Here is a 26,230-nt window from a genome sequence, read left to right as displayed (position 1 = left end):
ACTCAAGCCACCCAATGTGCTGCAGGGTGCCGCAAAAACTCACCCAAGGGCAGGGCGTCGCTACCCACCACCCACTTCTTGCATGCCGGAAAGCGCTGAGTGAACTCGTCGAGCCCGGCGTGCCGTGCGCTAGCACCAAACCTTCCGCTTTTCACCTCCAGCGCAGCCAGTCGGCCTCGGTGCTCGATCACGAAGTCCACCTCCAGTCCGCCTTCTCGCCAGTAGTGGACGCGGGTGTCCTTGTCGGCAGAGTTGACCAAGTGAGCACCCACTGTGCTTTCCACCAGTCGACCCCAATGACTTTTATCTGCCAAGGCCTCGGCAAAGCGGTGCTGCCCCTTGGCGCTCATCAGGGCGTTGTTCAACACTTGAAACTTTGGGGGCGACTGGCGCTTTCGCAAGACCTGGGCGGCGTGCTTGTGCAGGCCGGACATCAGTCCTGCATGGCCCAGGAGTTCAAGATATCTGGCCAGTGTGGTCACATTGCCAGCGTCGTTGAGGTGGCCCAAGGTCTTGTCCAATGACACGATCTGCCCGGAAAAAGAGCAACCCACCTCGAACAGCTGTTTTAACAAGGCAGGCTTGTCCACGCGGGTCATCATGAGGATGTCGCGTTCGATGTTGGGTTCGATCAGGCTGTGCACCACGTAGTCGCGCCAGCGCGATTCGTCGTGGATGTAGCTTGCGCTGCCGGGGTAGGCGCCAAAGAAGATGTACTGGTCAAGGGAGAAGTTGAACGCGCTGTTCATTTCTTCAAACGACCAGTGCGTGATGGGGATGACTTCGTAGCGCCCAGCCAGGCTTTCAGACAACCCTTTTTGCATCAACAGCGGCGACGATCCAAGCAACATGACTTGCATCGGGTGCGCGGTGGCGACTTGCCGGTCCCAAAGGCCCTTGATGTGATCTGACCATCGCGGAATTTTCTGGACTTCGTCAATGACCAGGACAAACGGTAGGCCAGATGTTTGCCCGAGCGCCGATAGGTGCCATGCCCTTGCGGCCTTTTCAGCGCTGGACCATTGATCGATCAACCATTCGGCATCAAAACTGGCGGCGGGGCGCCGGGTCACAGCACTGTCCCAGTCGTCAACTGTGTTCAGGCTGGTGATGTGGGGGCCATCGGCCGCGACCAGCATGACGGACTCCGCCGGGCGGTCCGCTCTGAACTGATGCACCAGCGTTGTCTTGCCCACTTGGCGAGGGCCGGCCAAAATTTGCAGGCGACGAGGGACTTCATTCAGTCTGTCGGTGATGACCTTCAGCAAGGGTCGACGGTATTCCATGAGTATTATGAGTAAATTTACTCAACATTATCATGAGTGAGTTGGCCTTGTCTATCCAAGTCACCTGATCCTGGACGTCCAACAATGTCGCAACCTTGGGCTTTTCTGAGCATCGCCCTGATGAGGGGCCCGTTAGGATCCTGCAACACGCGCGGTTTTTGTCTTTATTCGTGCGTCTAACCACAGGACCATGCTCCGAAAGATCCCCACCCAGCAACTGCGCGTCGGCATGCACATCCACGAGGTGTGCGGCTCGTGGTTTGCGCATTCGTTCTGGCGCTCGTCGTTCAGGCTCAACGATGCCAGGCAGCTGGCCGAGCTGCGGGCCGTCAGCCATGTGGTGATCGACACGGCCAAGGGCCTGGACATCGAGGCCGCCGGTGCGCCCACCACGCTCATGGACGATGTGGAGGTGGGCAGCGCCGAGGTGCCCGAGACCTCCTTGGGCGGCCTGGAAGAGGCCCCGGCGCCCGACGCCGCCTGCAGCTTCGAGCAGGAGGTGGTGCGTGCCTCGCGGCTGATTGCGCAGTCGCGTCAGGCCATGCAGACCATGTTCCAGGATGTGCGGCTGGGCAAGGCGGTGGACGCCGAAAACTGCCTGCCGCTGGTGGCCGACATCGAGGCGTCGGTGGCGCGCAACCCCGGCGCCATCGTCAGCCTGGCACGGCTGAAGACCAGCGACGACTACACCTACATGCACTCGGTGGCGGTGTGCGCCCTCATGGTGGCCCTGTCGCGCCAGCTGGGGCTCAGCGCGGCCGACACCCGCGAGGCCGGTCTGGCCGGCCTGGTGCACGACCTGGGCAAGGCCCGCATGCCGCTGGAGGTGCTCAACAAGCCCGGGGCCCTCACGCCCGAAGAGTTCACCATCATGAAAGGCCACCCGCAGGCCGGCCACACCATGCTGGTCGAGGGCCGGGGCGTGGGCCCGATCCCGCTGGACGTGTGCCTGCACCACCACGAAAAGGTCAACGGCAAGGGCTACCCGCATGGCCTGAAGGGCGAGGAGATCAGCCTCTTCGCGCGCATGGGCGCGGTGTGCGACGTGTACGACGCCATCACCTCCAACCGCCCCTACAAGGCGGGCTGGGATCCGGCCGACTCCATCCAGAAGATGGCCCACTGGGCCAAGGACGGCCACTTCGACGAGCGCATCTTCCAGGCCTTCGTCAAGAGCATCGGCATCTACCCCACGGGCTCGCTGGTCAAGCTCAAGTCGGGGCGGCTGGGGGTGGTGGTGGAGCAGGGCAGTGGCTCGCTCTTGCAGCCCCTGGTGCGGGTGTTTTACTCCACCCGGGCCAATGAGCCGATCACGCCCGAGCTGGTGGACATGGGCGCCTCGGCCGATCAGATCATCTCGCGCGAGTCGCCCACGGCCTGGGGGTTCGAGAACCTGGACAGGTACTGGCGGCCTCCGGCTTGAGCCTCAGGGCCTGTGCTCACAGCCCCTTGAGCTTGAGGCGGTTCACGTGGTTTCGATAGAACGCCACCGGGTCGGGGGCGCCCTTGGCCAGCAGCCCGAAGACGTGGTTCATCTCGTCGATGTGGTTCCAGGGCAGGTCTTCGCGGATGACCTTGCCAAACCGCGCAGCGCACACGGTGATGATGCCGTCGCTGGGCGCACTCATGACAGCGTGAAACGCATCCGAGATGTCCCACCGGTTGGTCTTGGGTTGGTTGCCCGTGAAGGAGTACAGGTACATGCCTGATTCGAACTCCTTGCTGTCAGTGCTGCAGTACGTGGACGGCACACCGGCAGGGAAACGCACGGCGAACTCATTGACCTCGCGCCCGAAGTCCTTGATGCCCTCCACGTCCTGAGGCAACTGCTTGTTGCCCGAGATCCAGGCCACGAACGAGCCAAAGAAGCTCACGGCCTTGCTGTAGTTGTTGATCAGGTCGTTGACGGGGTTGTCGGCATCTGACGGTGCCATGCGGGCCGGGCTGCCCACCGTGGTGATGCTGGCCACCAGTTCGGGCGCCACGCCGGCCACGTAGCGAGAGGTGGGGCCGCCCTGGCTGTGGCCGATCAGGTTGAATTTCTGGACGCCGTCGCGGGCCGCCCAGGCGCGCATCTGTTGCAGCAACTGTTCGCCGCGGGCCTCGGCGCTGTTGACCTGCGAGACGGCGGCCACGTAGACGGTGGCACCGTTGCTGCGCAGGTCATCAGGGATGCGGTAGAAGTAGTCCACCCCCAGGATGTCGTCAAAGCCCATGAAGCCGTGCACCAGCACAATGGGGTACTTGGTCTGGGTGACGTTGGCAGGGGTGGTGGACGGGGCTGCCTGGGCAGTCTGAACGGGCAGGGCCACGGTGCCGATCACGGCAGCGGCAGCAATCACGAGGGAAGACAGGAAGGTTCTGGACATGATGGGTCACAACGCCGCGAGCAAGTCCGCGGCCAAAGCCATTGTTTGTGTGCGGGCCAGGTCTTTGTCAAATGCCACACCCATGCGCAAGACCACCAACTGGCGCGAGGGTACCACCACCATGAACTGGCCCATGTGCCCGGCAAACCAGACCATGTCTTGTGGCAGCCTGGCCCGCAGGTCTGCGGGAATCATGTCCGAGGGTTGTCGCCAGACCATGCCGCCGTACTCGGGGCTGGCTGGCGAGGGCGCCGTCATGAAATCCATGTAGTCGGTGTCGATCAGCGTCTGCCCTTGCCATGTGCCGTGGTTGGCCACCAGTTGCCCCAGGCGCAGCCAGTCCACCGGGCGCAGCAACCCGCGTGCGCCACCCACCGGCGTGCCGGACGCGTCCAGCTCGACCAGGCCGTGGCGGATGCCCAGCGGTGCAAAAAGCCGCTGCTGGATGTAATCGTGCAGCGCCTGGGGCGAGCCTCCCAGCAGTTGGCGCATGGCCAGCATGGCCACATTGGCAAACCCGGTGGAGTAGGTGAACACGGTGCCTGGCGTGCTGGTCAACGGCCGATCGGCGGCCCAGGCACCCTGGTCGGGCTGCGAAAAGAGCATCTGCGTGGCGTCGCTGAGCCCTTCGTAGCCTTCGGTCCATGCAAGGCCAGGGGCCATGTTCAACAGGTGTCGCCACGTGATGCCCGACTTGGCCGTGGCCTGCCATGTGCGCAAGGGCACCCCATCGTCCAGCGCCAGACGGCCGTCCGTGTGCATGACGCCAGCCACCAGCGCCGTGAGGGTTTTGGTCATGGACCACCCCAGTTGCGGTTGTTCGCGTTGGTAGCCCGGGCGGTATTGTTCATGCACCAGCGCACCTTGGTGGGCCACCAGCAGCGCCGTGGTGTTCAGGCGTTGATTCAGCGCTGCGCTGGGCTCGGTGAACATGGCTTGTGCATGCGCGGCCAGCACCTGCGAGGCCGCGCTGCCCAGCGGCGCCTGGGTGGTGGCCTCGCCCACAGGCCAGGCGGCGCTGGTAGGGGGTGGCGCACTCGTGGCCCGGATCGGCTGCAGCCGCACCCCCCATTCCGTGGCCCCAGGCGGCACCAAGGTACAACCCAGGCCCTTGCGGTGGATGGCCACTCGGCGGTGCATGATCAGCGGCACCACCGAGCGCACCGACACCTTGGCGCCTGGGTAGTAGTCCACGTCCCATACCCAGGGCAAGGGCTGCACTTTGGGGCCGGCGTATTGCAGCCGCACCCGCCAGTAATCGTCACCCGAGGCGATGACGCGGGTACAGAGTTCCCAGGCCGCGTAGCCGGTGCCTGCGGGGATGTCGTCCAACAGGCTCTCGGCCCTGGCCGTGATCGGTTGGAGCAGCCACAAGCCCGCGCTGGCCAACAGGCTCAGCGTGCGCCAGATCGGTCGACGTGAAGGGCGGGCAAGGTGGTGTGTCATGGGCGACTTCCAGAGGAGGGTGCAAAAATGTACCAAGTGGTACATTCGTTCACCATCCCTCGGATACCCTGACCCGTCGACCTCAGGCTGGCGGTGGTGGCTCGATGCTGCGCACGAAGCGCGCCATCGCTGCTGTGGTGCCCTCCAGGTCGCCGGTGGTCAGCAGGTCAAGCATCAGCCCCCGCATGACGGCCAGGTACAGCCGCGCCTGGGTTCGCGCCGCCGCCGGCGCCAGTTGGTGTTCTGCCTGCAGGACCTCGGCGATCATGTCGATCCACTGGTTGACGAACTCGTGCAGAAAGTCCGGGTGCTGGGCTGGCTGACCCAGGGCGGTGCCATACACCTGGAAGAGCAGCCGAAACAGCGATTGGTTCCTGGGCGTGCTCAATTCGGCCCAGACGTCCATCAGCCCAGGGCGCGACGGGCCGTGGGTCCAGGGACTCAACGCCTGCATCTGATCACGCCGCAAACGCTGAAACACCGCCTGCCAGAACTGCGTGCCCGACCCGAAGTAATAAATCAGCATGCGATGGCTGGTGCCGATCTGCTCGGCCAGCGTGCGCAGTGACAAATCATTCGAGCCGTGTTGCACCAGGTGATCCAGCGCACGCTGAAGCAGTTGCTCACGTTCGATGGTTTGGCGGCTGGCCTTCATTCACCATCACCAGGCTATTGGCTCGACAAACTCAAGCCCGCGTGCTCGCGCAGCGGATGGAAGTGCACCTGCGGGTGGCGCTCGGCCGTCAGGCGCAGGTCGTAGCTGGAGGTGATCATGTAGGCCAGGGTGTCGGCCGCGTCCAGCGCCAGCTTGCTGGCGTTCTCGTCGGTGAACTTCTTCAGTGCCTCCGGCGTGTCGGCCGTGATCCATCGCGCGCCGCTGAAGCGGCAGGGCATCAGGCGGATCTCGACGCCGTATTCGGCCATCAGGCGGTGTTGCACCACTTCAAACTGCAGTTGCCCCACGGCGCCCAGCAGCATCATCCCGCCCACTTCGGGCCGGAAGACCTGAATCGCGCCTTCTTCACCCAGCTGCATCAGCCCGGCCTGCAGCTGCTTGCTCTTCATGGGGTTTTTCAACTCCACGGCCTGGAACAACTCGGGAGCGAAGAAGGGCAGGCCGGTGTACTGCAGGGTGATGCCATCGGTGATGGTGTCGCCCAGCTGCACGCCGCCATGCGTGGTGAAGCCGATGATGTCGCCGGCAAAGGCTTCATCGACCGCCTCGCGGCGCTGTGACAGGAAGGTCACCACCGAGGTGGGGCGCAGTTCTTTGCCGTTGCGCTGCACCTTGAGCTTCATGCCCGGGGTGTACTTGCCCGAACACACGCGCACGAAGGCGATGCGGTCGCGGTGGGCCGGGTCCATGTTGGCCTGCACCTTGAACACCACGCCCGAGAAGGCCTCCATCTCGGGGGCGATCTCCTTTTTGCTGCCGTCTTTTTCGGTGCTGAAGCGGGGGCGGGGCGAGGGTGCCAGGTCCACCAGCGCATCCAGCACCTCTTGCACACCGAAGTTGTTCACGGCCGAGCCGAAGAACACCGGTGTTTGTTTGGCCGCCAGAAACTGCTCGATGTCGAACGCGGGGGCGGCTTCGGCCATCAGTTCCATGTTGGCCTCGGCCAGCTCCCAGTCGTGGCCGAAGCGGGCGTGCAGCTTGTCGCGCTCGTCCAGCGAGACCTCTTCGTACTCGTCGCTGCGCTTGTCGCCACCCGCGTCAAACAGGCGCATGGCCCGGGTGCGCAGGTTGACGATGCCGCCAAAGGCCTTGCCCTGGCCCACCGGCCAGGTCATGGGCACGCAGGGCATGCCCAGCTCTTGTTCGACCTCGTCCAACAGCTCCAGCGGGTCGCGGCCCTCGCGGTCCATCTTGTTGACGAAGGTGATGATGGGGGTGTCGCGCTGGCGGCAGACCTCGATCAGGCGCTTGGTTTGGGCTTCCACACCGTTGGCCGCGTCGATCACCATCAGGGCCGAATCCACGGCGGTCAGCACGCGGTAGGTGTCTTCAGAGAAGTCTTTGTGGCCCGGGGTGTCGAGCAGGTTGACCACGTGCTCGCGGTAGAGCATCTGCATCACGCTGGACGCCACCGAGATGCCGCGCTGCTTTTCGATTTCCATCCAGTCCGAGGTGGCGTGGCGCGAGGCTTTGCGGCCCTTGACGGCCCCGGCGATGTGGATGGCGCCCGAGAACAGCAGCAGCTTTTCCGTCAACGTGGTTTTACCGGCGTCGGGGTGGGAAATGATGGCGAAGGTGCGGCGGCGGTGGGTTTCGGGGGCGTAGGTCACGGCGCAGGGCTGGCAGGGGCCAAAGACGTCAAACCCCGTATTGTCGCAGCCCGGGGGCTGATGCCAACGGCAGGGGGGGCTGTCATGGCCACTTCATGCGCCACCGGCAGCATGCACGGCAGTTCAACACCTTCGCAAAGAGGTCTGCCATGTTCGCTGTTCGCTTGTCTCATGCCGCCCCCCTCTTGACCGGACTGCTGCTGGCGGGTGCCGCCCAGGCCAATGTCCAGGCCGATGTCATCAGCCAATGGAGCTTCAACTCCAACCCCGCCGACACCAGCACCGCCACGGGCAGCACCCTGCCCAGCACGGGCGCGGGCGTGGCCGATGTTCTGGGCGTGAACGCCAGCTTTGCCAGTGGCGCCTCCAACGGCGGTTCGTCCGACCCGGTTGCCTCAGACAACTCGGGCTGGCAAACCACCGGCTACGCCGCGCAAGGCACGGGCGACAAGACCACGGGCGTGCAGTTTGCGGTCAGCACGGCGGGCTTTGACGCCATCACCGTGAGCTACGACCTGCGCCACAGCAACACCAGCGCCCGCCATGAACTGTTTCAGTACAGCCTGGATGGCCTGAATTTCGTGGATTTCATCGGCTTTGAGGGCGACGCGGGTGACACCTGGTTCAACCGCACGGTGGACCTCTCGGGCATCGCCGGTGTGGCCAACAACGACAGCTTCGCGTTTCGCATCGTCTCCACCTTTGCGCCGGGCACGCAGGCTTACGCGGCCTCGCGCGCGTCCAGCAGCTATGGCACGGGCGGCACCTGGCGCTTCGACATGGTGACCGTGTCGGGCATGGCCGTCACCCCGGCCGTGCCCGAGCCCGAAACCTATGCCCTGCTCGCCGCTGGCCTGCTGATCGTGTGGGTGATGTCCAGCCGCCGTCTGGGTTGAGCGGGCGGATCAGCCTGCCGAGGCGGGCTGAACGTGGCAGCCCAGCACCGCCTCAATCGGTTCCGGCTTGTGCACCAGGTAGCCCTGGGCGTGGTCCACGCCCAGTGAGCGCAAGGCCGACAAGGTGGGCTCGTCTTCGACGAATTCGGCGATCGTTCTGAGCCCCAACACCCGGGCCACGTCGCAGAAACTGCGCACGGCGGCCTGGTCCAGGGCGTCGTTCACCAGGTTCTTGATGAACTGTCCGTCGATCTTGAGGTAGTCCACCGGCAAGGCCTTCAAGTAGCCATACGACGAGGCGCCGGCGCCAAAGTCGTCCAGGGCCACGCGCACGCCCCGCTGCCGAACGGCCGCGATGAAGCCTGCGGCATCTTGCAGCTTGGTGATGGCGGCGGTTTCCGTCACTTCCAGGCAGATCTTGCGCAGGTTGACCGTGGTGCGGTCCAGCAGTTCGTGCATCCATTGCTGGAAGGTGGGGTCGCCCACCGACTGGCCCGACAGGTTGATGGCGATGGTGTCCACCGTGGCCAGGGCCTCGGGCCAGGCCTCCAGCGTCTGCAGGGTGTGCTTGAGCACCCAGCGGTCGATGCGCGGCGCCATGTGAAAGCGCTCGGCCGCCGGCAGAAACGCCCCGGGCGGGATGAGCTTGCCGTCGTCGTCCCGCAGGCGGATCAGCACCTCGCAGTGCAGGCCACGGCGTGGCGCCCGCACAGGTGCGATGCGCTGCGCAAACAGCACGAAGCGGTCCTCGTCCAGGGCTTGTTCCAGCCGGTTGGCCCACTGCATCTCGCCCCGGCGTGCGCGCAGCGCCTCGTCGGTGTCAAACCAGGCGTGCACCCGGTTGCGGCCGGCTTCCTTGGCGGCATAACAGGCCGAGTCGGCGGCCTGCATCACCGCATCGCTGCTGCTCCAGCGCTTGTCCAGCGGCACCAGCCCGATGCTGGCACCCACCCGAAAGCGCCGGCCCTCGTGCGTGAAGCGAAACTCTTCCATCTCGTCGCAGATGGACTGCGCCACGCGCATGGCCTGCTCGACGGTGCAGCGCGTCAGGATCACGCCAAACTCGTCGCCCCCCAGGCGTGCCAGGGTGTCGCTGTTGCGCACGCACCGCTGCAGCAATTGGGTGACCTGGCACAGCAGCTGGTCGCCCACGGCATGGCCACAGGCGTCGTTCACGAGCTTGAACTGGTCCAGGTCCAGGTACATCAGGGCGTGTTGCTGCTCCTGGTCGTGGGCGTTGTTCAAGGCCTGCGAAAGCTGGCGCTCGAACTCGGTTCGGTTGATCAGGCCGGTCAGCTCGTCGTGTGAGGCCCTGAAGCGCATCTCGTGGCCCATGCGCCGTTGTTCGGTCACGTCATGGAAGACCAGCACCACGCCCAGCACCTGCCCCTGGTCATCGCGGATGGGCGCTGCCGAATCTTCGATGCCGAACTCCTGACCGTGGCGCGAGATGAGCAGGGTGTGGTCGATCTGGCCGTCGTAGCCGGGGTCGGTCAGGCAGCGCAGCACCGGGCTGGGCTCAGGCTCGCGCGTCTGCTCGTTGACGATGCGAAACACCTGCTCCAGGGCCAGGCCGCGCGCGGCTTCGGTGTGCCAGCCCGTCATGCGTTCGGCCACCGGGTTGAGCCACTGCACACGGCCATGGGCGTCGGTGGTGATGACCGCGTCGCCGATCGAGTGCAGGGTCACCCGCAGCAGTTCGTGCTTCTCGGCCAGTTCGCGCTCCATGGCCTTGCGGTCGGTGATGTCGTAGTTCACGCCCAGCACCCGCAGGGCCCGACCCTCAGCATCGCGGAATACGGTGGCACGGCCCATGATGCTGCGCACCCGGCCATCGGGCAGGCACACCCTGAAGTCCACGTCCAGCGGCCGGTCGCCTGCGATGGCGGCCTTGAAGGCTTCCATGGCCATGTCCAGGTCGTCAGGGTGCACCCGGTCGGACCAGTCACTCAGCGCGCCCGTGAACTGCGCCCGGTCCACCCCGTAGATCTCGAACATCATGGGGTTCCAGCTCAGGTGCTGGGTGGCGACGTCCATCTCCCAGATGCCGATGCCGTTGGCCTGGGTGGCCAGGGCCAGGCGCTCCTGGTTGGTGCGCAGTTCGGCCTCTACACGATGCTGTTCGGTCACGTCCTGCAAGACCGACAAGGCCCGCAGGGGGTTGCCATTGATGTCGCGCTCCAGGATGGAGGAAATCGTCACGTCGATCACCCGGCCATCAGCGCGGCGCAGTTGCAGGCCCCCGTGGCCATGCCCCGCCTCGTGGAGGCGAGGGGTCAGCACGTCCAGGAACAGCCGCTCTGAGGTGATGGGCATGAAATCCGTGAAGGGCCGTCCGATCACGGCCGCGCGTGTGTGGCCCAGCGTGCGCAGCCAGGTGTCGCTGACCGTCAGCAGCCGGCCTTGCGCGTCCACGGATTGCAGCATGGCCGGCGTGGCCTCATACAGTGAGCGCAGCCGGGCTTCGCTGCGGCGCAAGGATTCTTCTGCGCGCTTGCGGTCGGTGGTGTCGCGCCCCACGGAGTGGATGCCCATGACCTCGCCCTGCGCATTGCGCAGGCAGCGGTTGGTCCAGGTCATCCAGTAGCGTTGCCCGTCGGGGCGCATCACCGAGTTCTCGCCGGTCACCGGGCCGTCGCTGTCCAGCACCCGCTGCAAATGGGCGCGCACGTGTTCGCGCTCTTCCATCGGCACGTGCAGCAGAAAGTTCTCGCCCGTCATGCGTTCGGGCGTGCTGCCAAACCAGCGTGCGTAGGCGGTGTTGACGAAGGTCAGCGTGCCGTCTGGCAGGGCCAGCGAGATCAGCTCGGTCTGGTCTTCCACGATGGCCTGGTAGAGGGTCTCGCGGTCTTGCAGCGTTTGCGCAAACGTCAGGCGCTCGTGCGCCTGGTCGTGCAACAGGTGCGCGCGCAGTTGCAGCGCTTCGGCAGCCAGGTGGGCCAGTTGCTTGAGCAGGGCGCGCTGTGCCGGCGTCAGTTGGCGCGGTGCGCGGTCGATCACACACAGGGTGCCGATGCAGGCCCCATGGCGCAGCGTCAGCGGTGCCCCTGCATAAAAGCGGATGTGCGGTGCGTCGGTGACCAGGGGGTTGTTGGCGAAGCGGGGATCCTCCTGGGCGTCGGGCACCTCCAGGATGCCACCTTGCAGGATCGCATGGGCGCAAAAGGCCACGTCTCGTCCGGTTTCGCTCACCCCCGGCAGGCCCACGCAGGCCTTGAACCACTGCCGTTCGGCATCCACCAGCGAGATCAGGGCGATCTCGGTGCCGCAATGCTGCGCGGCCATGCGGGTCAGGGCATCGAACAGTGGTTCGGGCGGGCTGTCCAGCACCAGCAACTCGTGCAGGCTCGCCAGGCGCTGGGGTTCATCGGCGGGCAGGGGGGCGGGATGGGTCATGGGCAGGTTGAAAGAGACCGGCGTGCTCGGGCGTCAGCATCATGAGTGTGCCCACAAGCCCCACAGGGCATGAGGCAGATCAAGGCCGCCAAATGCGTGCATCTTTCTCGTGCATCTTTCAACAAGCGCCCCCGCCCGCCGCCGGATTGTCTCGGCCAGGGGTGTCCGGGCGGTCCCTGCCCGCCTATAATCACCCGACTGTCGAGGAGCGTTGCAAGGTCTGGCTCACAGGCCCCAGGCTCGACAGTTTCTGCATTGCAACGGCGCTCACCCGCATGTGTCCCGCTGGGTGAGCTGTGTCCATTTCTCATGTTCCCGGCAGCGCACGGCGGCTTCTGAACCCCCTTTAGGAGCTCTGTCATGAACGCTGTTCTCAAGCCACTGGCCACCGACCAGTACGTTGTTGCCGATTTGTCGCTGGCCGACTGGGGCCGCAAGGAACTCACCATCGCCGAGCACGAAATGCCCGCGCTGATGGCCATCCGTCGCGAATACGCCGCCAGCCAGCCCCTGAAGGGCGCGCGCATCACCGGCTCGCTGCACATGACCATCCAGACCGGCGTGCTGGTCGAAACCCTGCAAGCCCTGGGCGCTGAGGTGCGCTGGGCCTCGTGCAACATCTACTCCACGCAAGACCACGCGGCCGCGGCCCTGGTGGCCAACGGCACACCGGTGTTCGCTTACAAGGGCGAGTCTCTGGAGGATTACTGGGACTACACCCACCGCATCTTCGACTTTGCGCCGAAGGGCGCCAAGGGCGAAGGCCCCAACATGATCCTGGACGATGGTGGAGATGCCACGCTGCTGATGCACCTGGGCAAGAAGGCCGAGACCGACCCGTCGGTGCTGGCCAACCCCGGCAGCGAAGAAGAGCGCATCCTGTTCGCTGCCATCAAGGCCAAGCTGGCCCAAGACAGCACCTGGTACAGCCGCAAGAGCGCCGAGATCATTGGCGTGACTGAAGAAACCACCACCGGCGTGCACCGCCTGAACGAGATGAGCGCCAAGGGCACGTTGATGTTCCGCGCCATCAACGTCAATGACTCGGTCACCAAGAGCAAGTTTGACAACCTGTATGGCTGTCGCGAATCGCTGGTCGATGGCATCAAGCGGGCCACCGACGTGATGGTGGCCGGCAAGATCGCCGTGGTGTGTGGCTATGGCGACGTGGGCAAGGGCTCGGCCCAGGCCTTGCGCGCCCTGAGCGCCCAGGTGTGGGTGACCGAGATCGATCCCATCAACGCCCTGCAGGCCGCCATGGAAGGCTACCGCGTGGTGACCATGGACTACGCCGCCGACAAGGCCGACATCTTCGTGACCGCCACCGGCAACAAGAGCGTGATCACCTACAAGCACATGGAGGCGATGAAGGAAAACGCCATCGTGTGCAACATCGGTCACTTCGACAACGAGATCGATGTGGCCGAGGCCGAAGCCAAGTGCCGCTGGGAAGAGATCAAGCCGCAGGTCGACCATGTCATCTTCCCCGATGGCAAGCGCATCATCATGCTGGCCAAGGGTCGCCTGGTGAACCTGGGCTGTGGTACCGGCCACCCCAGCTACGTGATGTCGTCGAGCTTTGCCAACCAGACCATCGCGCAGATCGAGCTGTTCACCCGCCCCGAGGCCTACGAGAGCGGCAAAGTCTACGTGCTGCCCAAGCACCTCGATGAAAAGGTGGCCCGCCTGCAGTTGGTCACGCTCAACGCCCAGCTGACCGAGCTGACGGAAGAGCAGGCCGCTTACATCGGCGTGTCCAAGCAAGGCCCCTACAAGCCTGACACTTACAGGTATTGATCTCGCCCCTGCGGCCCATTGTTAGGAATTGCATGCCACGCGCTGACCAGCTACTCGTTCAACATGGGCATGCGCCCACCCGCTCTGCCGCCCACCGCCTGGTGGACGCGGGCGCCGCACAGTGGCTGGGCCCCAAGGGCTGGACCACGCTGCGCAAGGCGGGTGAAGACCTGCCCGAGGACGCGCAGCTGCGCGTCACCAACGACGACGAGCTGCGCTGGGTGTCGCGTGCCGGTCTCAAGCTGGAGGGCGCCCTGGCGCACATCGGCCTGAGCCCGGCAGGCATGACCTGCCTGGACGTGGGCCAAAGCACGGGTGGCTTCACCGATGTGCTGCTCACGCAGGGCGCGGCCCGCGTGGTGGGCGTGGACGTGGGCCATGGCCAGTTGCACGACAAGCTCAAGGCCGATGAGCGCGTGGTGTGCCTGGAAAACCTCAACGCCCGCGAGCTGGACGGCAGTGCGCTGCGCGAGCACGCGCCGGCCGAGGGCTTTGATTTGATCGTGGCCGATTTGTCTTTCATCGCGCTGTCCAAGATCGTGCCCGGCCTGGGCCCCTGGCTGAAGCCCGGTGGCCAGGTGGTCATGTTGATCAAGCCGCAGTTCGAGGTGGGCAAAGAGCACGTGGGCAAGGGCGGCGTCGTCAAAGACCCGGCCCAGCACGCGCGTGCCCGCGACATGGTGCGCCGCGCCTGTACCGACCTGGGCTGGAAGGTGCACAAGGGCTTTGCCAGCCCGATTGCCGGTGGCGACGGCAACCTGGAATTCTTCATCTGGGCGCAGTCGCCGCTGGCGCCCGAGCAAGCGTGATCTGACTCATGACCACCGTAGACCCCACGCAGCAGCGCCTGCCCATCAGCTTCGAGTTCTTCCCGCCCAAGACGCCCGAGGGCGTGGACAAGCTCTCGGCCGTGCGCCAGCAGCTCTACCCGCTCAAGCCCGAGTACTGCTCGGTTACCTACGGCGCCGGCGGCTCCACGCAGGACGGCACCATCCAGACCGTGCGCGCCATCCTGGCCGAAGGCTGCGATGCCGCGCCGCACTTTTCGTGCATCGGCGCCAGCAAGGCCAGCGTGCGCGAGCAACTGGCCCAGTTCAAGGCCGATGGCATCACGCGCATCGTGGCCCTGCGGGGCGACCTGCCCAGCGGCTATGGCGGCTTTGGCGAGTTCAAGTACGCCAGCGAACTGGTGGCCTTCATCCGCGAAGAAACCGGCGGCCACTTCCACATCGAGGTGGGCGCCTACCCCGAGATGCACCCCCAGGCCCGCAACCCGCAGGCCGATCTGCAGGCCTACGTCACCAAGGTGAAGGCGGGTGCCGACGTGGCCATCACCCAGTACTTCTACAACACCGACGCCTACTTCCGCTTCGTCGATGAAGCCGAGAAGGCCGGCGCCACCATCCCCGTGGTGCCGGGCATCATGCCCATCACCAACGCCAGCCAGTTACTGCGTTTTTCGGACGCCTGTGGCGCCGAGATCCCGCGCTGGATCCGCACCCGCCTGGAAGGCTTTGGCGACGACAAGGCCTCCATCCAGGCCTTCGGGCTGGACGTGGTGGTGGACCTGTGCGACCAGCTGCGCTGCGCCGGCGTGCCGGGCCTGCACTTCTACACGATGAACCAGGCCACCACGGTCAAGGCCATCTGCGAGCGCCTGGGCTGGTGAGCCCGCCGCCGGGCTGACGGCCGACTGTTGCGTGGCGGCATCGCCCACGGCGGCGGCCTCTGATCTGGCGCAAAGACACGTGGTGGTGGCCGTACCGGCGACGTGGGCGGCCCCTGGCGACTTGATGCAGCACAAGTTGGTGTGTGCCCGCGCTTGTTGAAATGACTCCATCGCGGCTCCGGTCGGGGCCGCAGGAATCCTGTTCAACAAGAAGGACACCACCATGACACACACCGCTGTTCGCATCGCTGCTGCACTGGCCCTGGCCGCCTCCACCCTGACCCCTGCTCTGGCCCAGTCGTCTGATGGCGCCTGGCTGGTGCGCGCGCGCGCCGTTCACCTCGACCCGGCCAACAAGGACACCATTGATGGACTGGACGTGGGCATCAACAGCAAGTGGCTGCCCGAAGTGGACATCACCTACTTCTTCACGCCCAACATCGCCGCCGAGCTGATCCTGACCTACCCGCAAAAGCAGGACGTCAAGGCCGATGGCAGCAAGATCGGCACCCTGAAGCACCTGCCGCCCGTGCTGACCGTGCAGTACCACTTTGACCAGGTCAACGGCTTCAAGCCCTATGTGGGCGCCGGTGTGAACTACACCCGCTTCTCCAGTGTGGACCTGCCTGCCGGCCTGTCGATCGACAAGAACAGCTTCGGCTTCGCGCTGCAAGCCGGTGTGGACTACGAAATCAGCAAGGGCATGTACCTGAACCTGGACGTCAAGAAGGTGCAAATCCGCACCGATCTGGATGCCGGCGGTACAAACTTGGGCAAGGTCAAGGTCGACCCGCTGCTGGTGGGCCTGGGCATCGGCTGGCGCTTCTGATCAGCTGATCTGATCGGCTGAACACCCGCGCATCGCCGCACCAAGAGCCTCCTTCGGGAGGCTTTTGGTTTTGGGCATATGGTTGGTGTGGGGTGGAAGGCATCAGGCCGCCGGGGGCGGCGGGCGGGCTTCACGATGCGGGCCCTGCTGGCGCCGGGCTTCCCTGCGGTGCTCGCCATGGGCTGGGGCCGTGGAACTCGCTGCGCTGGCGCTCCGCTCAAACATCCCCGGCCAGTCAGATCACGAAGCCGATCTTCGCCCGCGAAGCTCGGCCCAGCCCATGCCTGCGCGCCTCGGCCGCATCGAGGCGCCCACCCGCCACCCCCGGCGGCCTGATGCCTGACCGTGGCGTGCGACGGAGCCGGGCGCCGTGCCTGCCGTTGCGCGATGTGCCCGGGCTGGACGGGTGATCGGGCTCCGCGCCGTGGTTTGAACCCAGCAAAAAGCCCGCACAAGGCGGGCTAGGGCGGGCTAAGGCGGGCTTTCCAACCAGGTGCCCGTGAGGGCACGCCAGGGATCAGGCCTGACGGCGGCGGCGCGACACCAGGGCCATGCCGACCAGACCCAGGCCCATCAGGGCGTAGGTGGAGGGCTCGGGCACGGCGGGCACCGTGGGGGTGATCGACACGGTGCCGATGTTCACGGCGGTGATCATGTCGGCGATGTAGCCAAAATCATCGGGATTGACTTCGGCGTCGGTCAGGTAATCACGGAAGGCTTGCGACAGCACGAAGCCGCTGGCCGACAGGCCCAGAGTGCGGGCGCTGCCCGAGGAGGTCACGCTGGTGCCATCCACGCCACCAAAGCTGCTGCTCACGTTCGTGGCGGTCAGCAGGGACTGGTCGTTCAGGTTCAGGAAGATGCCCGCCTTCAGGTCACCATACAAGGTGTTGGTCGACAGGTCGAAGGTGAAGTCGGTCAGGGTGATGCTGGGGTTGAACGCCTTGGTCAGCTTCAGGCCGCCGGTTTCGGCAAAGTTGATGTCCAGGGCGCCGGGGCTGGTGTCCAGACCGAGCGACTCGACAGCGATCGTCAAGGTGCCACCGCTGAGCGATGCGGCACCCGTGGCGCTCAGGCTGTAGCCGGTGGCCGAAATGGCGCTGGCGTCGATGCCGACGGTGGCGTTGGTGGCGGTGAACGGCTGGTTGGCCGCGGAGGCGGCGGTGGCGACGGCCACCAGGGCGATGGCGGTGGACAGCTTCTTGATCATCATGATGGGTACTTCCTCAGAGATGTGCTGATGAACTTCCGGTGACGGGCTTCAGGTCGCCTGGGGAAGGCTGCCTGTTTGAGTAATCATCGCGCGGCGATCCCGGCCATGGCCCAGGGTTCACCATGATCACCCCCCGAGACATGGGGTGCGTTAAGCGCTCCAGGTGTGGCGCTCGGTGATCACCACCATCAGAGGGATATCGTGTTTACCCGCGGTCCAGCGCTCGGGCGGGATGTCGCCCACCTCCCATCCCAGACCGATGCTCACCACTTCGGGGTGTGCGGCCAGGTACCGGTCGAAGTAGCCGCCGCCGTAGCCCAGGCGGTAGCCGTCGCGGGTGTGGCCCACGCAGGGCACCAGCACCACGTCGGGCGTGACCGGCGCGCCGCTGGCGCAGGCGATCCCGTGGTCGTCGCGCTCGCTGGGGGGCTGGCCGTCCCACAACTGGTAGGCCATCGAGGGCGGCGATTTGCGCGCCCGCGGCAGCGCCAGGCGGCAGCCCAACAACCGCTGCGCCTGAAGGGCCAGGGCGTTCGGGTTAAATTCCCCAGGGAGTGCCCAGTACAGCCCCAGGCAATCCGGCTCCAGCTGTTGCAGCACCTGCCACAGGCGTTCGCCCAAGGCCGCGTCAGCCACATCGCGGTCTGCCGCGTTGTCCCACCAGTCGCGGCGTTTTTTTTGCAGTTCGCGACGCAGGGTGGTGCGGTCTTCGGAGTGTTCTGGGGGCAACATGGGCGCAGGCAGCAGCAAAGGAACAAGGACGTGCGATCAGTGTATGCGGGGGTGACGTGGGGTGCGAGGCTGCTGGTGGCGTGCGGGCTGGCCGGTGCCGCCTGGGCGCAGGACGCGCCCCTTCAAGACGGTGCCACCAGCGATGGCGACCGCACCGTGCTGGCCGCGCGCGAGGCCTTCCGCACCAGCGATCAGGCCACCCTGGCGCGCACCCGTGATGCGCTGACCCAGGCCGGGCATCCCCTGGCCCCCTGGGCCGATTACTGGGCCATCAACCGCCGTCTGCCCGAGGCGTCTGTGGACGAGGTGGACGCCTTCCTGGCCCGTTGGCCCGGGTCGTACGTGGCCGATCGGGCCCGCAACGACTGGCTGCTGGAGCTGGGGCGCCGTCAGGATTGGTCCACCTTCCTGCGTGTCGTGCCGGCCTTTCGGATGGACGACGACCGGGAGGTCAGTTGCTACACCTGGTGGGCCCGGTTTGACACCGGGGTGTCGATGGCCGGCACGCCAGACTGGGCCCAGCAGGCGCGTGAGCTCTGGTGGGGGCAGCGGGATGCCGATGCGGGCTGCCACGGCATGGCCAGCCGTTTGCTGGCCGCGGGTGTGTTCAAGCCAGACGATGTGTGGCGCAAGCTGCGCCTGACTGTTGAGGCCAACCGGCCGCGCGCCATCCAGCAGACCGGTGGCTTGCTGGGCGCCAGCGCGCCGGCCATCCTCTCCGCACTGATGTCCTCGCCTAGCGAGTTTTTGTTGCCAGCCACGTCGGCGGCCAAGGTTCGCGCCGACCGTGCCGGCCCCCGCACGCCGGGCGCACGCATGGCGCCCACGCCAGCGCCGGGGCGTTCGGTGCGTCGTGGCAAACAGGCCACCGAGGCGCGGGCCATGCCCGAGGTGACACCCGCCTGGCGAGGGCCGCTCAATCTGCTGGCCTTCATCCGCTGGGCCACCACCGACCCCGAGGCCGCCGCCAGTGCCATCGGCGACCCGGCGGTGCGCCAGGCCTGGCAGTGGCGCACCGAAGAGTCGGCCTGGGCGTGGGCGCACCTGGGTCGCCATTCGGCCTGGCGCTTCCTGCCCGAGGCGCCGGCGCACTTCGAGCGCGCCCTGGCCGACCTGGCCCTGGCCGTGTCCACAGGCGAATGGCGTCCGCACGCCGGCGGCGCCGCAGCGGCCGTGTGGTCCACCGACACGCTGGAGTGGATGGCCCGCAGTGGCCTGCGCGCCGCCGTGACCGGGCAGCCAGCGCGCTGGGCCCTGGTGGCGCAGGCCATCGATGCCATGCCCGAGGCCGAACAGCAGGAAGAGGCCTGGCGCTACTGGAAGGCCAGGGCCTTGCTGGCCGCGGCGCCCGCCGGTCCGGCGGGTGAGCCCGCCCGGCAGCGCGGTCGGGCCCTGCTGGCCCAGGTGGTTCACCCTTTGAGTTTTTATGGGCAGTTGGCCCAGGAGGCACTGCACGGGCGCGCCGCGCCGGCCATCACCCCGCCGGCGCCCCTGACCGACCAGGAGCGGCAGTGGGCCCTGGACCAGCCGGGCATCGACCGCGCACTGCGGCTGTTTGCCCTGGGCTTGCGCAGCGAGGCCGTGCGGGAGTGGAACTACACCCTGCGCCACAGCACGCCCGGCGGTTTCAATGACCGCCAGTTGCTGGCCACCGCCGATGCCGCGTGCGCGCGTGCCATCTGGGACCGCTGCATCAACACCAGCGACCGCACCCAAGGCGTCATCGACCTCAGCCAGCGCTACCCCACGCCCTTCCGTGACGAGGTGTTGCAGGCGGCGCGCGAGGTGGGGCTGCCCCCGTCGTACATGTATGGCCTGATCCGTCAGGAGTCGCGCTTCATCATCGCTGCGCGCTCTCATGTCGGCGCCTCGGGTTTGATGCAGGTGATGCCCCGCACCGCCGCCTGGACGGCGCGCAAGCTGGGCCTCGACTACCACCCCAGCCGCCTGACCGAGCTGGACACCAACCTGCGCATCGGTGCCGGTTACCTCAAGCTGGTGCTCGATGATTTCCAGGGCACCGAGGCCCTGGCGGCGGCAGCGTACAACGCCGGGCCCAGCCGCCCCCGGCGCTGGCGACAGGGCCCCACCATGGAGGCCGCCGCCTGGGTGGAGAACGTGCCCTTCACCGAAACGCGTGACTACGTGAAGAAGGTGCTGGCCAACGCGGTGGTGTATGCCCACCTGCTGCACGGCCATCCCCTGTCGATCACCCCACGGCTGGGGGCCACCATCGGTCCCCGGCAAGTGGACGCGCCGGCCGAAGCCGGTGACCTGCCCTGATTCGGGCGTCTGGCGTGCTCAAACAGGAGTTCAACACATGAAGCGCATCGTGGTTCTGGGTGGGACAGGTTTTGTGGGCCGGTCCGTGTGCGAACAGTTGCAATCGGCCTTGCAGACCCACACCGGTCTGGCGGCGGCCCGCATCGTGGTGCCGTCTCGCCGGCGAGAGCGCGGCAAGCACCTGTTCCCGCTGCCCCAGGTGGACGTCGTGGCCGCCGACGTGCACCAGGACCCCGACCTGGCCGCCGTGCTGCGAGACGCCGATGTGGTCGTCAACCTGATCGCCATCCTGCATGGCAGCCCGCAGGCCTTCGAGCAGGTGCATGTCATGCTGCCGCAGCGCCTGGCCGCCGCCTGCCGTGCCGCTGGCGTGCAGCGCCTGGTGCACATCAGCGCGCTGGGCGTGCCGGATGAGGCGGCACGGGCGCCATCCCACTACCTGCGCACCAAGGCCTTGGGCGAGGCCGCGTTGAAGGCCTCGGGCGTGCCCCTGGTCATCTTGCGCCCCAGCGTGATCTTTGGCGAGCACGACCGCTTCTTGAACCTCTTTGCCCAGTTGCTGCGCCTGGCGCCCGTGATGCCCCTGGCCGGCGCCCACGCGCGCTTTCAGCCCGTGTGGGTGGAGGATGTGGCCCGCGCCGTGGTGCGCGCCGTCACCGACCCCACCCTGGTGGGGCAGACCTTCGAGCTGGGCGGCCCCCAGGTGCTGACCCTGGCCGACCTCGTGCGCCTGGCCGGCCGCGCCAGCGGGCATCCCCGCCCGGTGCTGCCCGTGCCCATGGCGGTGGGGCGCGTGCAGGCCGCGGTGCTGGCTTGCCTGCCGGGCGAGCCCCCCATGTCGCCCGACAACCTGGACTCGATGAAGGTGGACAACGTGCTCAGCGGGCGCCTGCCGGGGCTGCACGAGCTGGGCATCGAGCCCGCATCGGTGACCTTGATCGCCCCGACCTACCTGGGGCAGCAGACCCCCTCGCTGGCGCGCCAACTGGACGCCTGGCGGATGCGGGCGCGGCGCTGAACGCGCGCCGCCGTCCATCGGTGTTCACCGACCAAAGAGCTTGCGCGAGAGTTGCGACCCCAGGGCCTGCAGTGGCGGTTTGGTGCGCAGCGGGCGCGCCACCAGATTGCCCTTGCAGTTGGGGCACACGGCCCCTGTGGCGGTGGTGCAGGACTCGCAAAACGTGCATTCGTACGAGCAGATGTAGGCGAGGTCGGTCAAGCCGGTGGGGGTGCGGCAGGTTTCGCAGTGGGGCTTCATTTTCAGCATGATCCGTGCACTGTAGGCATTCCGGGATGAGCACGCCAGCGATCGATGCTTGACTGCAGTGAAGCTAAACTTCACAAGCAATCCCCCTCCAGTCCATGCCTCGTCGTCCACCACCCCTGCAATGGCTGCCCGCCTTCGAGGCCGCTGCGCGGCTCATGAACTTCACGCGGGCGGCCGAAGAACTGCACATCACCACCTCGGCGGTGAGCCAGCAGATCCGGCAGCTGGAGGCCTACCTCAATCACCCCTTGTTCGTGCGCCAGGGGCGCCGGGTGGCCTTGACCGTGGAAGGCTGTGCCTACGCCGAGCTGGCCTCTGAGGTGCTGGCCCATTACCGGCGGGGGCATGAGCAGTTGATGGCCAGGCGCGCGCGCTCGGTCATTCACTTGTCGATGACGCCCTTGGTGGCCCACGAGGTGGTGTTGCCGGTGCTGGCCGATTTCCAGGCGGCCCACCCCGACATCGAGCTGCGCATCGAGTCGTCCATGTCGCTGAACACCCTCAGGGGTCCGCACCGCTGGGCGGCCATTCGGTATGGCGACGGTCGCTGGCCAGGCCTGACGAGCCAGTCACTGGGGGGCAGCAGCGCCACCTTGGTGGCCTCACCCGCTGTGGCAGAGCGCCATCCGGTGCGCACGGTGCAGGACCTGGCCCAGCACACCTTGATTCACCAGCGCGCCGATGTGTCGGATTGGGGGCTGGCGGCCCGCCTGCTGGGCGTCGATGAGGTGCCACGCCGTGCCGATCTGCTGCTGGACTCGAACCTCTCGGCCTTGCGCGCGGCCGAACAAGGCCTGGGCGTGGCCATCGGCGTCTGGCCGCTCATTCGTCCTGCCCTGGACGAAGGCCGGCTGGTGGCGCTGTGGCCGATGTTGCCCCTGGAGACAGGCGACCATTTCGTGCACCGCAAAGACGATCCGCGACCTCAGGACATGGCCGTGCTGTACCGCTGGCTTCGGGCACAGTTTGCCCGCCTGGCCCAATCGCGGCCTGCAGATGGGGATGGCCCATGAAAAAACCGGCCCGACGTCGCAGCGTCAGGGCCGGTGTTCAGGGGGCAGGGGGCAGGGCGCAGGGACCCTGCCGGGTTCAGGCGGCGGCCAGCAGGGCGCCGGTGTCGAACACGCTGCTCATGGGCGGCAGGTTCATCACGATGGGCTGCACCGCGTTTTTCGACACCTTCACCGGCTTGACCGGGGTGTCGTTCTGGGCCACGTCGGCCTTGTCCCAGTTGCCCACCGATTCTTTGCCCGACAGGGCCATCGAATAAAACACGCGGAAGGCGATCTTGCGCTCGCCCCAGAAATCGGCCGCATCGCGGAAGGCGTCCAGCAGTTGCTCGCGCGATTCGCGGTCGAACTCGGTGCCGCCGGGAATCAGCTCCAGCACCACCACAAAACCCGGCTGCGGCCCCGACTTGTGGACCATGTCGGTCATGCAGTCGTACAGCGCGTCGAGGTTCTTGCCGAAGTGGTCCGGGAACAGGAAGTCGCGGGCGATGACGTCCAGCACGTCCTGCTTGGTCTTGGCACCGCGAAGGTTGGTGTACAGGAAGTGGTGGCCGACCGCATTGGCCGCCTGTTGCAAATCTTCCGGGCGGTAGGCGCGGATGGCTTGAACGATGTTGGGTCGAACGGATTGCAACAACATGATCGCTGAGGGCCTTGAGGTCACCGAGGGTCGATGGCCTGTGGGGCAAGGTTGAGTTTCAGGGCAAAAGAACGAAAAGAACGATGGACCTGCTGGGCCACTTTGTCAACGTCGGGCGTCAATCTCGCGAAAGCTTTGATAGTGATCCTCGGTGTAGAAACAAGTTTCAGGCAGGTGCACCACCTTGCCCCCACAAACGATGCGCCGGGCTCCCCGGTGACGCACGCCCGGCGTGGGCACGGTGTATTCACGATAAAACCCGCGGGCTTGGCGAGGCAGCAGGCGCTCACGGTTGAAAAACACCGTGCCATCCTTGTCGTAACGGAATGGACCGCCACCGAGAATCTGTGCATGCACCTTGCGGGCCTGCGCAGGCAGTTCGCTCAAGGCCACCACCGGCAGACCGGAGGTGGCGACAGGGGCCTCGGCCCGAGCCTGCGGACGGCTCTCCGTGAAGGCCTGCGCCGAGCCCGGCAGACCCCATCCCAAACTGGCACCGACCAGCAGCGAGCCCAGCCAGGAAGCGAACACGCGACGACCTGTGGACGAGCGCGAGAAAATGCTCAGCACCATGTTTGGGTGTATCCTGCCGGATTGCCGTCAGCCAGTGGCTTCTTCGTGAAAGCCGTGATGCTATAGAAATCGGCCCAAAAGCTCAAGGCCCCTGTCCCGCAGATATGGCGAGACAGGGGCCTTTTTCCGGGGGCTTGACAGCTTGTGTTATACGCCGTCAGGGTCCGGGTGGGTGCTGGCGCTCAGCGAATCGCGTTGGCGTCGGCCACCGTCATGGCCGTCATGTTGACGATGCGGCGCACCGTGGCCGACGGCGTCAGGATGCACACCGGCTTGGCCGCGCCCAGCAGCACCGGCCCCAGGGCGATGTTGTTGCCAGCGGCCACCTTCAGCAGGTTGTACGAGATGTTGGCCGCGTCGATGTTGGGGCACACCAGCAGGTTGGCCTCGCCGGTCAGCGTGCTGTTGGGCATCAGTTGCTGGCGGTAGGGCTCGTCCAGGGCGGTGTCGCCGTGCATCTCGCCGTCGATCTCCAGCCAGGGGGCCTGCTCCTGGATCAGGGCCAGGGCCTCGCGCATCTTCACCGCCGAGGGCTGGTTGCTCGACCCAAAGTTCGAGTGCGACAGCAGCGCCGCCTTGGGGCGCTGGCCAAAGCGCATCATCTCTTCGGCACCCATGATGGTGATTTCGGCCAGTTGGGCGGCCGTCGGGTCGTAGTTGATGTGCGTGTCCAGGATGTTGACCGTGCGACCCGGCAGGATCAGGCCCGTCATGGCGCCGTAGGTCTTCACCCCCTCGCGCTTGCCGATCACCTGGTCGATGTAGTGCAGGTGCAGGGCGTGGTTGCCCCAGGTGCCGCAGATCAGGCCGTCGGCGTCGCCCTTGTGCACCAGCATCGAGCCGATCAGCGTCAGGCGGCGGCGCATCTCGATCTTGGCCATCTGCTGGGTCACGCCCTTGCGCTCGGTGAGCTGGTGGTAGGTTTGCCAGTAGTCGCGGTAGCGCGGGTCGTTTTCGGTGCTGACCACGTCCACGTCGGTGCCCACCCGCAGGCGCAGGCCGAAGCGCTCGATGCGCTGCTCGATCACGGCCGCCCGGCCGATCAGCATGGGCCGGGCGATGTTCTCGTCCACCACGATCTGCGCGGCGCGCAGCACGCCTTCGTTTTCGCCCTCGGCGTAGGCGATGCGCTTGTGCAGCGCCCGCTTGGCCACGCTGAAGATGGGCTTCATCGTGTTGCCCGAGGCGTAGACGAAGCTTTGCAGCTTTTCGGTGTAGGCGTTGTAGTCGGTGACGGGGCGCAGGGCCACACCCGAGGCCTCGGCCGCCCGGGCCACGGCCGGGGCGATCTTGATCATCAGGCGCGGATCAAACGGCTTGGGAATCAGGTATTCCGGGCCGAAGCTCAGGTTCGAGCCCGCATAGGCCGCCGCCACCACCTCGTTTTGCTCGGCCTGGGCCAGCTCGGCAATCGCGTGCACGGCCGCGATCTCCATCTCGTCGGTGATGGTGGTGGCGCCCGAATCCAGCGCACCCCGGAAGATGTACGGGAAGCACAGGACGTTGTTGACCTGGTTGGGGTAGTCGGTGCGCCCCGTGGCCATGATGGCGTCGTCGCGCACGACCTTCACGTCATCGGGCAGGATTTCCGGGTTGGGGTTGGCCAGCGCAAAAATCAAGGGATTCGCCGCCATCTTGGCCACCATGTCGGGCTTGAGCACGCCACCGGCCGACAGGCCCAGGAACACATCCGCGCCGTCGATGACCTCGGCCAGCTTGCGCTGCTCGGTCTTTTGTGCAAACAGCGCCTTGTCCGGGTCCATCAGTTCGGTGCGGCCCTCGTAGACCACGCCGGCCAGGTCGGTCACCCAGATGTTTTCGCGCGGCAGGCCCAGCTTGACCAGCAGTTGCAGGCAGGCCAGGGCGGCCGCACCCGCGCCCGAGGTGACCAGTTTGACCTGCTTGATGTCCTTGCCCACCACCTTCAGGCCGTTGAGCAGGGCCGCACCCACCACGATGGCGGTGCCGTGCTGGTCGTCGTGGAACACGGGGATGTTCATGCGGTCGCGCAACTGGCGTTCCACATAAAAACAATCGGGCGCCTTGATGTCTTCGAGGTTGACCCCGCCAAAGGTCGGCTCCAGGCTGGCGATGATCTCCACCAGCTTTTCCGGATCTTTCTCGTTGATCTCGATGTCGAACACATCGATGTCGGCGAACTTCTTGAACAGGACGGCCTTGCCCTCCATCACCGGCTTGGCCGCCAGGGGGCCGATGTCGCCCAGGCCCAGCACGGCCGTGCCGTTGGTGATGACGGCCACCAGGTTGCCCCGGCTGGTGTACTTGAAGGCGTTGACCGGGTTCTCGACGATCTCCTCACAGGGCGCCGCCACCCCGGGCGAGTAGGCCAGGGCCAGGTCACGCTGGTTGGTGAGCTGCTTGGTGGCGCTGATGGCCAGTTTGCCGGGCGTGGGCCACTCGTGGTATTCGAGGGCGGCCTTCTTGAGTTCTGCGCGTTTTTCTTCAGGGGTGGTCATGAGCGTGCCTTGTGTGGCGTGGCGGCAAGAGCGCGGCCTAACCCCCTGATTCTAGGAACTC

The 26,230-nt window shown here is 66.2% G+C and carries 20 protein-coding genes, 1 pseudogene and 1 riboswitch; of the genes and pseudogenes, 9 read left to right on the top strand and 12 right to left on the bottom strand.

Annotated elements, in window-relative coordinates:
* Nucleotides 1-2 precede the first annotated feature (2 nt).
* Entirely contained in the window at nucleotides 3-1,286 is a 1,284-nt protein-coding gene (locus tag WNB94_RS08645; protein ID WP_341389719.1) for an ATP-binding protein, read from the bottom strand.
* Between the two features lie 190 nt (nucleotides 1,287-1,476).
* Between WNB94_RS08645 and WNB94_RS08640 the strand changes: the two genes are divergently transcribed.
* Nucleotides 1,477-2,709: a cyclic di-GMP phosphodiesterase gene (locus WNB94_RS08640; RefSeq protein WP_341389718.1), complete on the top strand. Its 1,233-nt coding sequence runs from the start codon at nucleotides 1,477-1,479 to the stop codon at nucleotides 2,707-2,709.
* Nucleotides 2,710-2,725: 16 nt separating this feature from the next.
* Here the strand turns inward: WNB94_RS08640 and WNB94_RS08635 are convergent, their stop codons facing one another.
* The 4 genes from WNB94_RS08635 to WNB94_RS08620 form a co-directional block, all read right to left on the bottom strand.
* Nucleotides 2,726-3,655 carry an esterase/lipase family protein gene (locus tag WNB94_RS08635; protein ID WP_341389717.1) on the bottom strand — a complete coding sequence of 310 codons (930 nt, stop codon included), beginning with the start codon at nucleotides 3,653-3,655 and terminating at the stop codon, nucleotides 2,726-2,728.
* 6 nt (nucleotides 3,656-3,661) lie between these two features.
* Nucleotides 3,662-5,101: a serine hydrolase domain-containing protein gene (locus WNB94_RS08630; protein WP_341389716.1), complete on the bottom strand. Its 1,440-nt coding sequence runs from the start codon at nucleotides 5,099-5,101 to the stop codon at nucleotides 3,662-3,664.
* Nucleotides 5,102-5,183: 82 nt separating this feature from the next.
* Nucleotides 5,184-5,756 (bottom strand): TetR/AcrR family transcriptional regulator, encoded by a 573-nt coding sequence (locus tag WNB94_RS08625; protein WP_341389714.1) that lies wholly within the window; start codon nucleotides 5,754-5,756, stop codon nucleotides 5,184-5,186.
* A gap of 14 nt (nucleotides 5,757-5,770) precedes the next feature.
* Nucleotides 5,771-7,387, bottom strand: coding sequence for a peptide chain release factor 3 (locus WNB94_RS08620; RefSeq protein ID WP_341389713.1), 1,617 nt, complete (start codon nucleotides 7,385-7,387; stop codon nucleotides 5,771-5,773).
* Nucleotides 7,388-7,536: 149 nt separating this feature from the next.
* Here WNB94_RS08620 and WNB94_RS08615 point away from each other — a divergent pair, with 149 nt between their 5' ends.
* Complete coding sequence (locus WNB94_RS08615; protein WP_341389711.1) at nucleotides 7,537-8,283, top strand: PEP-CTERM sorting domain-containing protein; 747 nt, start codon at nucleotides 7,537-7,539, stop codon at nucleotides 8,281-8,283.
* A gap of 9 nt (nucleotides 8,284-8,292) precedes the next feature.
* On the opposite strand, the gene WNB94_RS08610 is transcribed toward WNB94_RS08615, so the two are convergent.
* Nucleotides 8,293-11,679 (bottom strand): PAS domain S-box protein, encoded by a 3,387-nt coding sequence (locus WNB94_RS08610; RefSeq protein WP_341389710.1) that lies wholly within the window; start codon nucleotides 11,677-11,679, stop codon nucleotides 8,293-8,295.
* Between the two features lie 197 nt (nucleotides 11,680-11,876).
* Nucleotides 11,877-11,955, top strand: a riboswitch (S-adenosyl-L-homocysteine riboswitch).
* Nucleotides 11,956-12,039: 84 nt separating this feature from the next.
* On the opposite strand from WNB94_RS08610, the gene ahcY reads away from it, so the two are divergent.
* The 4 genes from ahcY (at nucleotide 12,040) to WNB94_RS08590 (ending at nucleotide 15,974) form a co-directional block, all read left to right on the top strand.
* Nucleotides 12,040-13,476: an adenosylhomocysteinase gene (gene ahcY / locus WNB94_RS08605; RefSeq protein ID WP_341389709.1), complete on the top strand. Its 1,437-nt coding sequence runs from the start codon at nucleotides 12,040-12,042 to the stop codon at nucleotides 13,474-13,476.
* A gap of 32 nt (nucleotides 13,477-13,508) precedes the next feature.
* The gene (locus WNB94_RS08600) at nucleotides 13,509-14,285 is read left to right on the top strand and encodes a TlyA family RNA methyltransferase (RefSeq protein WP_341389707.1); all 777 of its coding nucleotides are present in this window, start codon (nucleotides 13,509-13,511) and stop codon (nucleotides 14,283-14,285) included.
* An 8-nt stretch (nucleotides 14,286-14,293) separates the two neighbouring features.
* Nucleotides 14,294-15,145, top strand: coding sequence for a methylenetetrahydrofolate reductase [NAD(P)H] (gene metF, locus WNB94_RS08595; protein WP_341389706.1), 852 nt, complete (start codon nucleotides 14,294-14,296; stop codon nucleotides 15,143-15,145).
* A 223-nt stretch (nucleotides 15,146-15,368) separates the two neighbouring features.
* Complete coding sequence (locus WNB94_RS08590; RefSeq protein WP_341389705.1) at nucleotides 15,369-15,974, top strand: OmpW/AlkL family protein; 606 nt, start codon at nucleotides 15,369-15,371, stop codon at nucleotides 15,972-15,974.
* Between the two features lie 517 nt (nucleotides 15,975-16,491).
* Here the strand turns inward: WNB94_RS08590 and WNB94_RS08585 are convergent.
* Together WNB94_RS08585 and WNB94_RS08580 are read right to left on the bottom strand one after the other, a co-directional pair.
* Complete coding sequence (locus WNB94_RS08585) at nucleotides 16,492-17,187, bottom strand: PEP-CTERM sorting domain-containing protein (protein ID WP_341389704.1); 696 nt, start codon at nucleotides 17,185-17,187, stop codon at nucleotides 16,492-16,494.
* Between the two features lie 150 nt (nucleotides 17,188-17,337).
* On the bottom strand, nucleotides 17,338-17,919 hold the full coding sequence (locus WNB94_RS08580) for a 5-formyltetrahydrofolate cyclo-ligase (RefSeq protein WP_341389703.1): 582 nt from the start codon (nucleotides 17,917-17,919) through the stop codon (nucleotides 17,338-17,340).
* A gap of 30 nt (nucleotides 17,920-17,949) precedes the next feature.
* Here WNB94_RS08580 and WNB94_RS08575 point away from each other — a divergent pair, with 30 nt between their 5' ends.
* Both WNB94_RS08575 and WNB94_RS08570 read left to right on the top strand, forming a co-directional pair.
* Nucleotides 17,950-20,202 (top strand): lytic transglycosylase domain-containing protein, encoded by a 2,253-nt coding sequence (locus WNB94_RS08575; protein WP_341389702.1) that lies wholly within the window; start codon nucleotides 17,950-17,952, stop codon nucleotides 20,200-20,202.
* Nucleotides 20,203-20,239: 37 nt separating this feature from the next.
* Entirely contained in the window at nucleotides 20,240-21,220 is a 981-nt protein-coding gene (locus WNB94_RS08570; RefSeq protein WP_341389701.1) for a complex I NDUFA9 subunit family protein, read from the top strand.
* Nucleotides 21,221-21,244: 24 nt separating this feature from the next.
* Here the strand turns inward: WNB94_RS08570 and WNB94_RS08565 are convergent, their stop codons facing one another.
* On the bottom strand, nucleotides 21,245-21,469 hold the full coding sequence (locus tag WNB94_RS08565; protein ID WP_341389699.1) for a DUF1272 domain-containing protein: 225 nt from the start codon (nucleotides 21,467-21,469) through the stop codon (nucleotides 21,245-21,247).
* A 95-nt stretch (nucleotides 21,470-21,564) separates the two neighbouring features.
* Here WNB94_RS08565 and WNB94_RS08560 point away from each other — a divergent pair, with 95 nt between their 5' ends.
* Nucleotides 21,565-22,482 carry a LysR substrate-binding domain-containing protein gene (locus WNB94_RS08560; RefSeq protein ID WP_341389697.1) on the top strand — a complete coding sequence of 306 codons (918 nt, stop codon included), beginning with the start codon at nucleotides 21,565-21,567 and terminating at the stop codon, nucleotides 22,480-22,482.
* Nucleotides 22,483-22,732: 250 nt separating this feature from the next.
* On the opposite strand, the pseudogene WNB94_RS08555 reads toward WNB94_RS08560, so the two are convergent.
* The 3 genes and pseudogenes from WNB94_RS08555 to WNB94_RS08545 all read right to left on the bottom strand — a co-directional run.
* Nucleotides 22,733-23,119: pseudogene (locus WNB94_RS08555) on the bottom strand (barstar family protein); the annotation flags it as partial.
* Between the two features lie 105 nt (nucleotides 23,120-23,224).
* The gene (locus WNB94_RS08550) at nucleotides 23,225-23,692 is read right to left on the bottom strand and encodes a guanyl-specific ribonuclease (RefSeq protein ID WP_341389694.1); all 468 of its coding nucleotides are present in this window, start codon (nucleotides 23,690-23,692) and stop codon (nucleotides 23,225-23,227) included.
* Between the two features lie 182 nt (nucleotides 23,693-23,874).
* A complete protein-coding gene (locus tag WNB94_RS08545) occupies nucleotides 23,875-26,169 on the bottom strand; it encodes an NADP-dependent malic enzyme (protein ID WP_341389693.1) in 2,295 nt (764 codons plus the stop codon).
* Between the last annotated feature and the right edge of the window lie 61 nt (nucleotides 26,170-26,230).

The sequence above is a fragment of the Aquabacterium sp. A3 genome (assembly GCF_038069945.1).
In the GTDB taxonomy this organism is placed as follows: domain Bacteria; phylum Pseudomonadota; class Gammaproteobacteria; order Burkholderiales; family Burkholderiaceae_C; genus Aquabacterium.
Note: the sequence above shows the minus strand (reverse complement) of the source record. Positions and strands in the feature narration are given on the sequence as shown.

Excerpts from the sequence above, each read along its gene's own strand:
- WNB94_RS08645 (WP_341389719.1), bottom strand. The coding sequence starts at position 1,286 with ATGGAATACCGTCGACCCTTGCTGAAGGTCATCACCGACAGACTGAAT.
- WNB94_RS08640 (WP_341389718.1), top strand. The coding sequence starts at position 1,477 with ATGCTCCGAAAGATCCCCACCCAGCAACTGCGCGTCGGCATGCACATC.
- WNB94_RS08635 (WP_341389717.1), bottom strand. The coding sequence starts at position 3,655 with ATGTCCAGAACCTTCCTGTCTTCCCTCGTGATTGCTGCCGCTGCCGTG.
- WNB94_RS08630 (WP_341389716.1), bottom strand. The coding sequence starts at position 5,101 with ATGACACACCACCTTGCCCGCCCTTCACGTCGACCGATCTGGCGCACG.
- WNB94_RS08625 (WP_341389714.1), bottom strand. The coding sequence starts at position 5,756 with ATGAAGGCCAGCCGCCAAACCATCGAACGTGAGCAACTGCTTCAGCGT.
- WNB94_RS08615 (WP_341389711.1), top strand. The coding sequence starts at position 7,537 with ATGTTCGCTGTTCGCTTGTCTCATGCCGCCCCCCTCTTGACCGGACTG.
- WNB94_RS08610 (WP_341389710.1), bottom strand. The coding sequence starts at position 11,679 with ATGACCCATCCCGCCCCCCTGCCCGCCGATGAACCCCAGCGCCTGGCG.
- ahcY (WP_341389709.1), top strand. The coding sequence starts at position 12,040 with ATGAACGCTGTTCTCAAGCCACTGGCCACCGACCAGTACGTTGTTGCC.
- WNB94_RS08600 (WP_341389707.1), top strand. The coding sequence starts at position 13,509 with ATGCCACGCGCTGACCAGCTACTCGTTCAACATGGGCATGCGCCCACC.
- metF (WP_341389706.1), top strand. The coding sequence starts at position 14,294 with ATGACCACCGTAGACCCCACGCAGCAGCGCCTGCCCATCAGCTTCGAG.
- WNB94_RS08590 (WP_341389705.1), top strand. The coding sequence starts at position 15,369 with ATGACACACACCGCTGTTCGCATCGCTGCTGCACTGGCCCTGGCCGCC.
- WNB94_RS08585 (WP_341389704.1), bottom strand. The coding sequence starts at position 17,187 with ATGATGATCAAGAAGCTGTCCACCGCCATCGCCCTGGTGGCCGTCGCC.
- WNB94_RS08580 (WP_341389703.1), bottom strand. The coding sequence starts at position 17,919 with ATGTTGCCCCCAGAACACTCCGAAGACCGCACCACCCTGCGTCGCGAA.
- WNB94_RS08570 (WP_341389701.1), top strand. The coding sequence starts at position 20,240 with ATGAAGCGCATCGTGGTTCTGGGTGGGACAGGTTTTGTGGGCCGGTCC.
- WNB94_RS08565 (WP_341389699.1), bottom strand. The coding sequence starts at position 21,469 with ATGCTGAAAATGAAGCCCCACTGCGAAACCTGCCGCACCCCCACCGGC.
- WNB94_RS08560 (WP_341389697.1), top strand. The coding sequence starts at position 21,565 with ATGCCTCGTCGTCCACCACCCCTGCAATGGCTGCCCGCCTTCGAGGCC.
- WNB94_RS08550 (WP_341389694.1), bottom strand. The coding sequence starts at position 23,692 with ATGGTGCTGAGCATTTTCTCGCGCTCGTCCACAGGTCGTCGCGTGTTC.
- WNB94_RS08545 (WP_341389693.1), bottom strand. The coding sequence starts at position 26,169 with ATGACCACCCCTGAAGAAAAACGCGCAGAACTCAAGAAGGCCGCCCTC.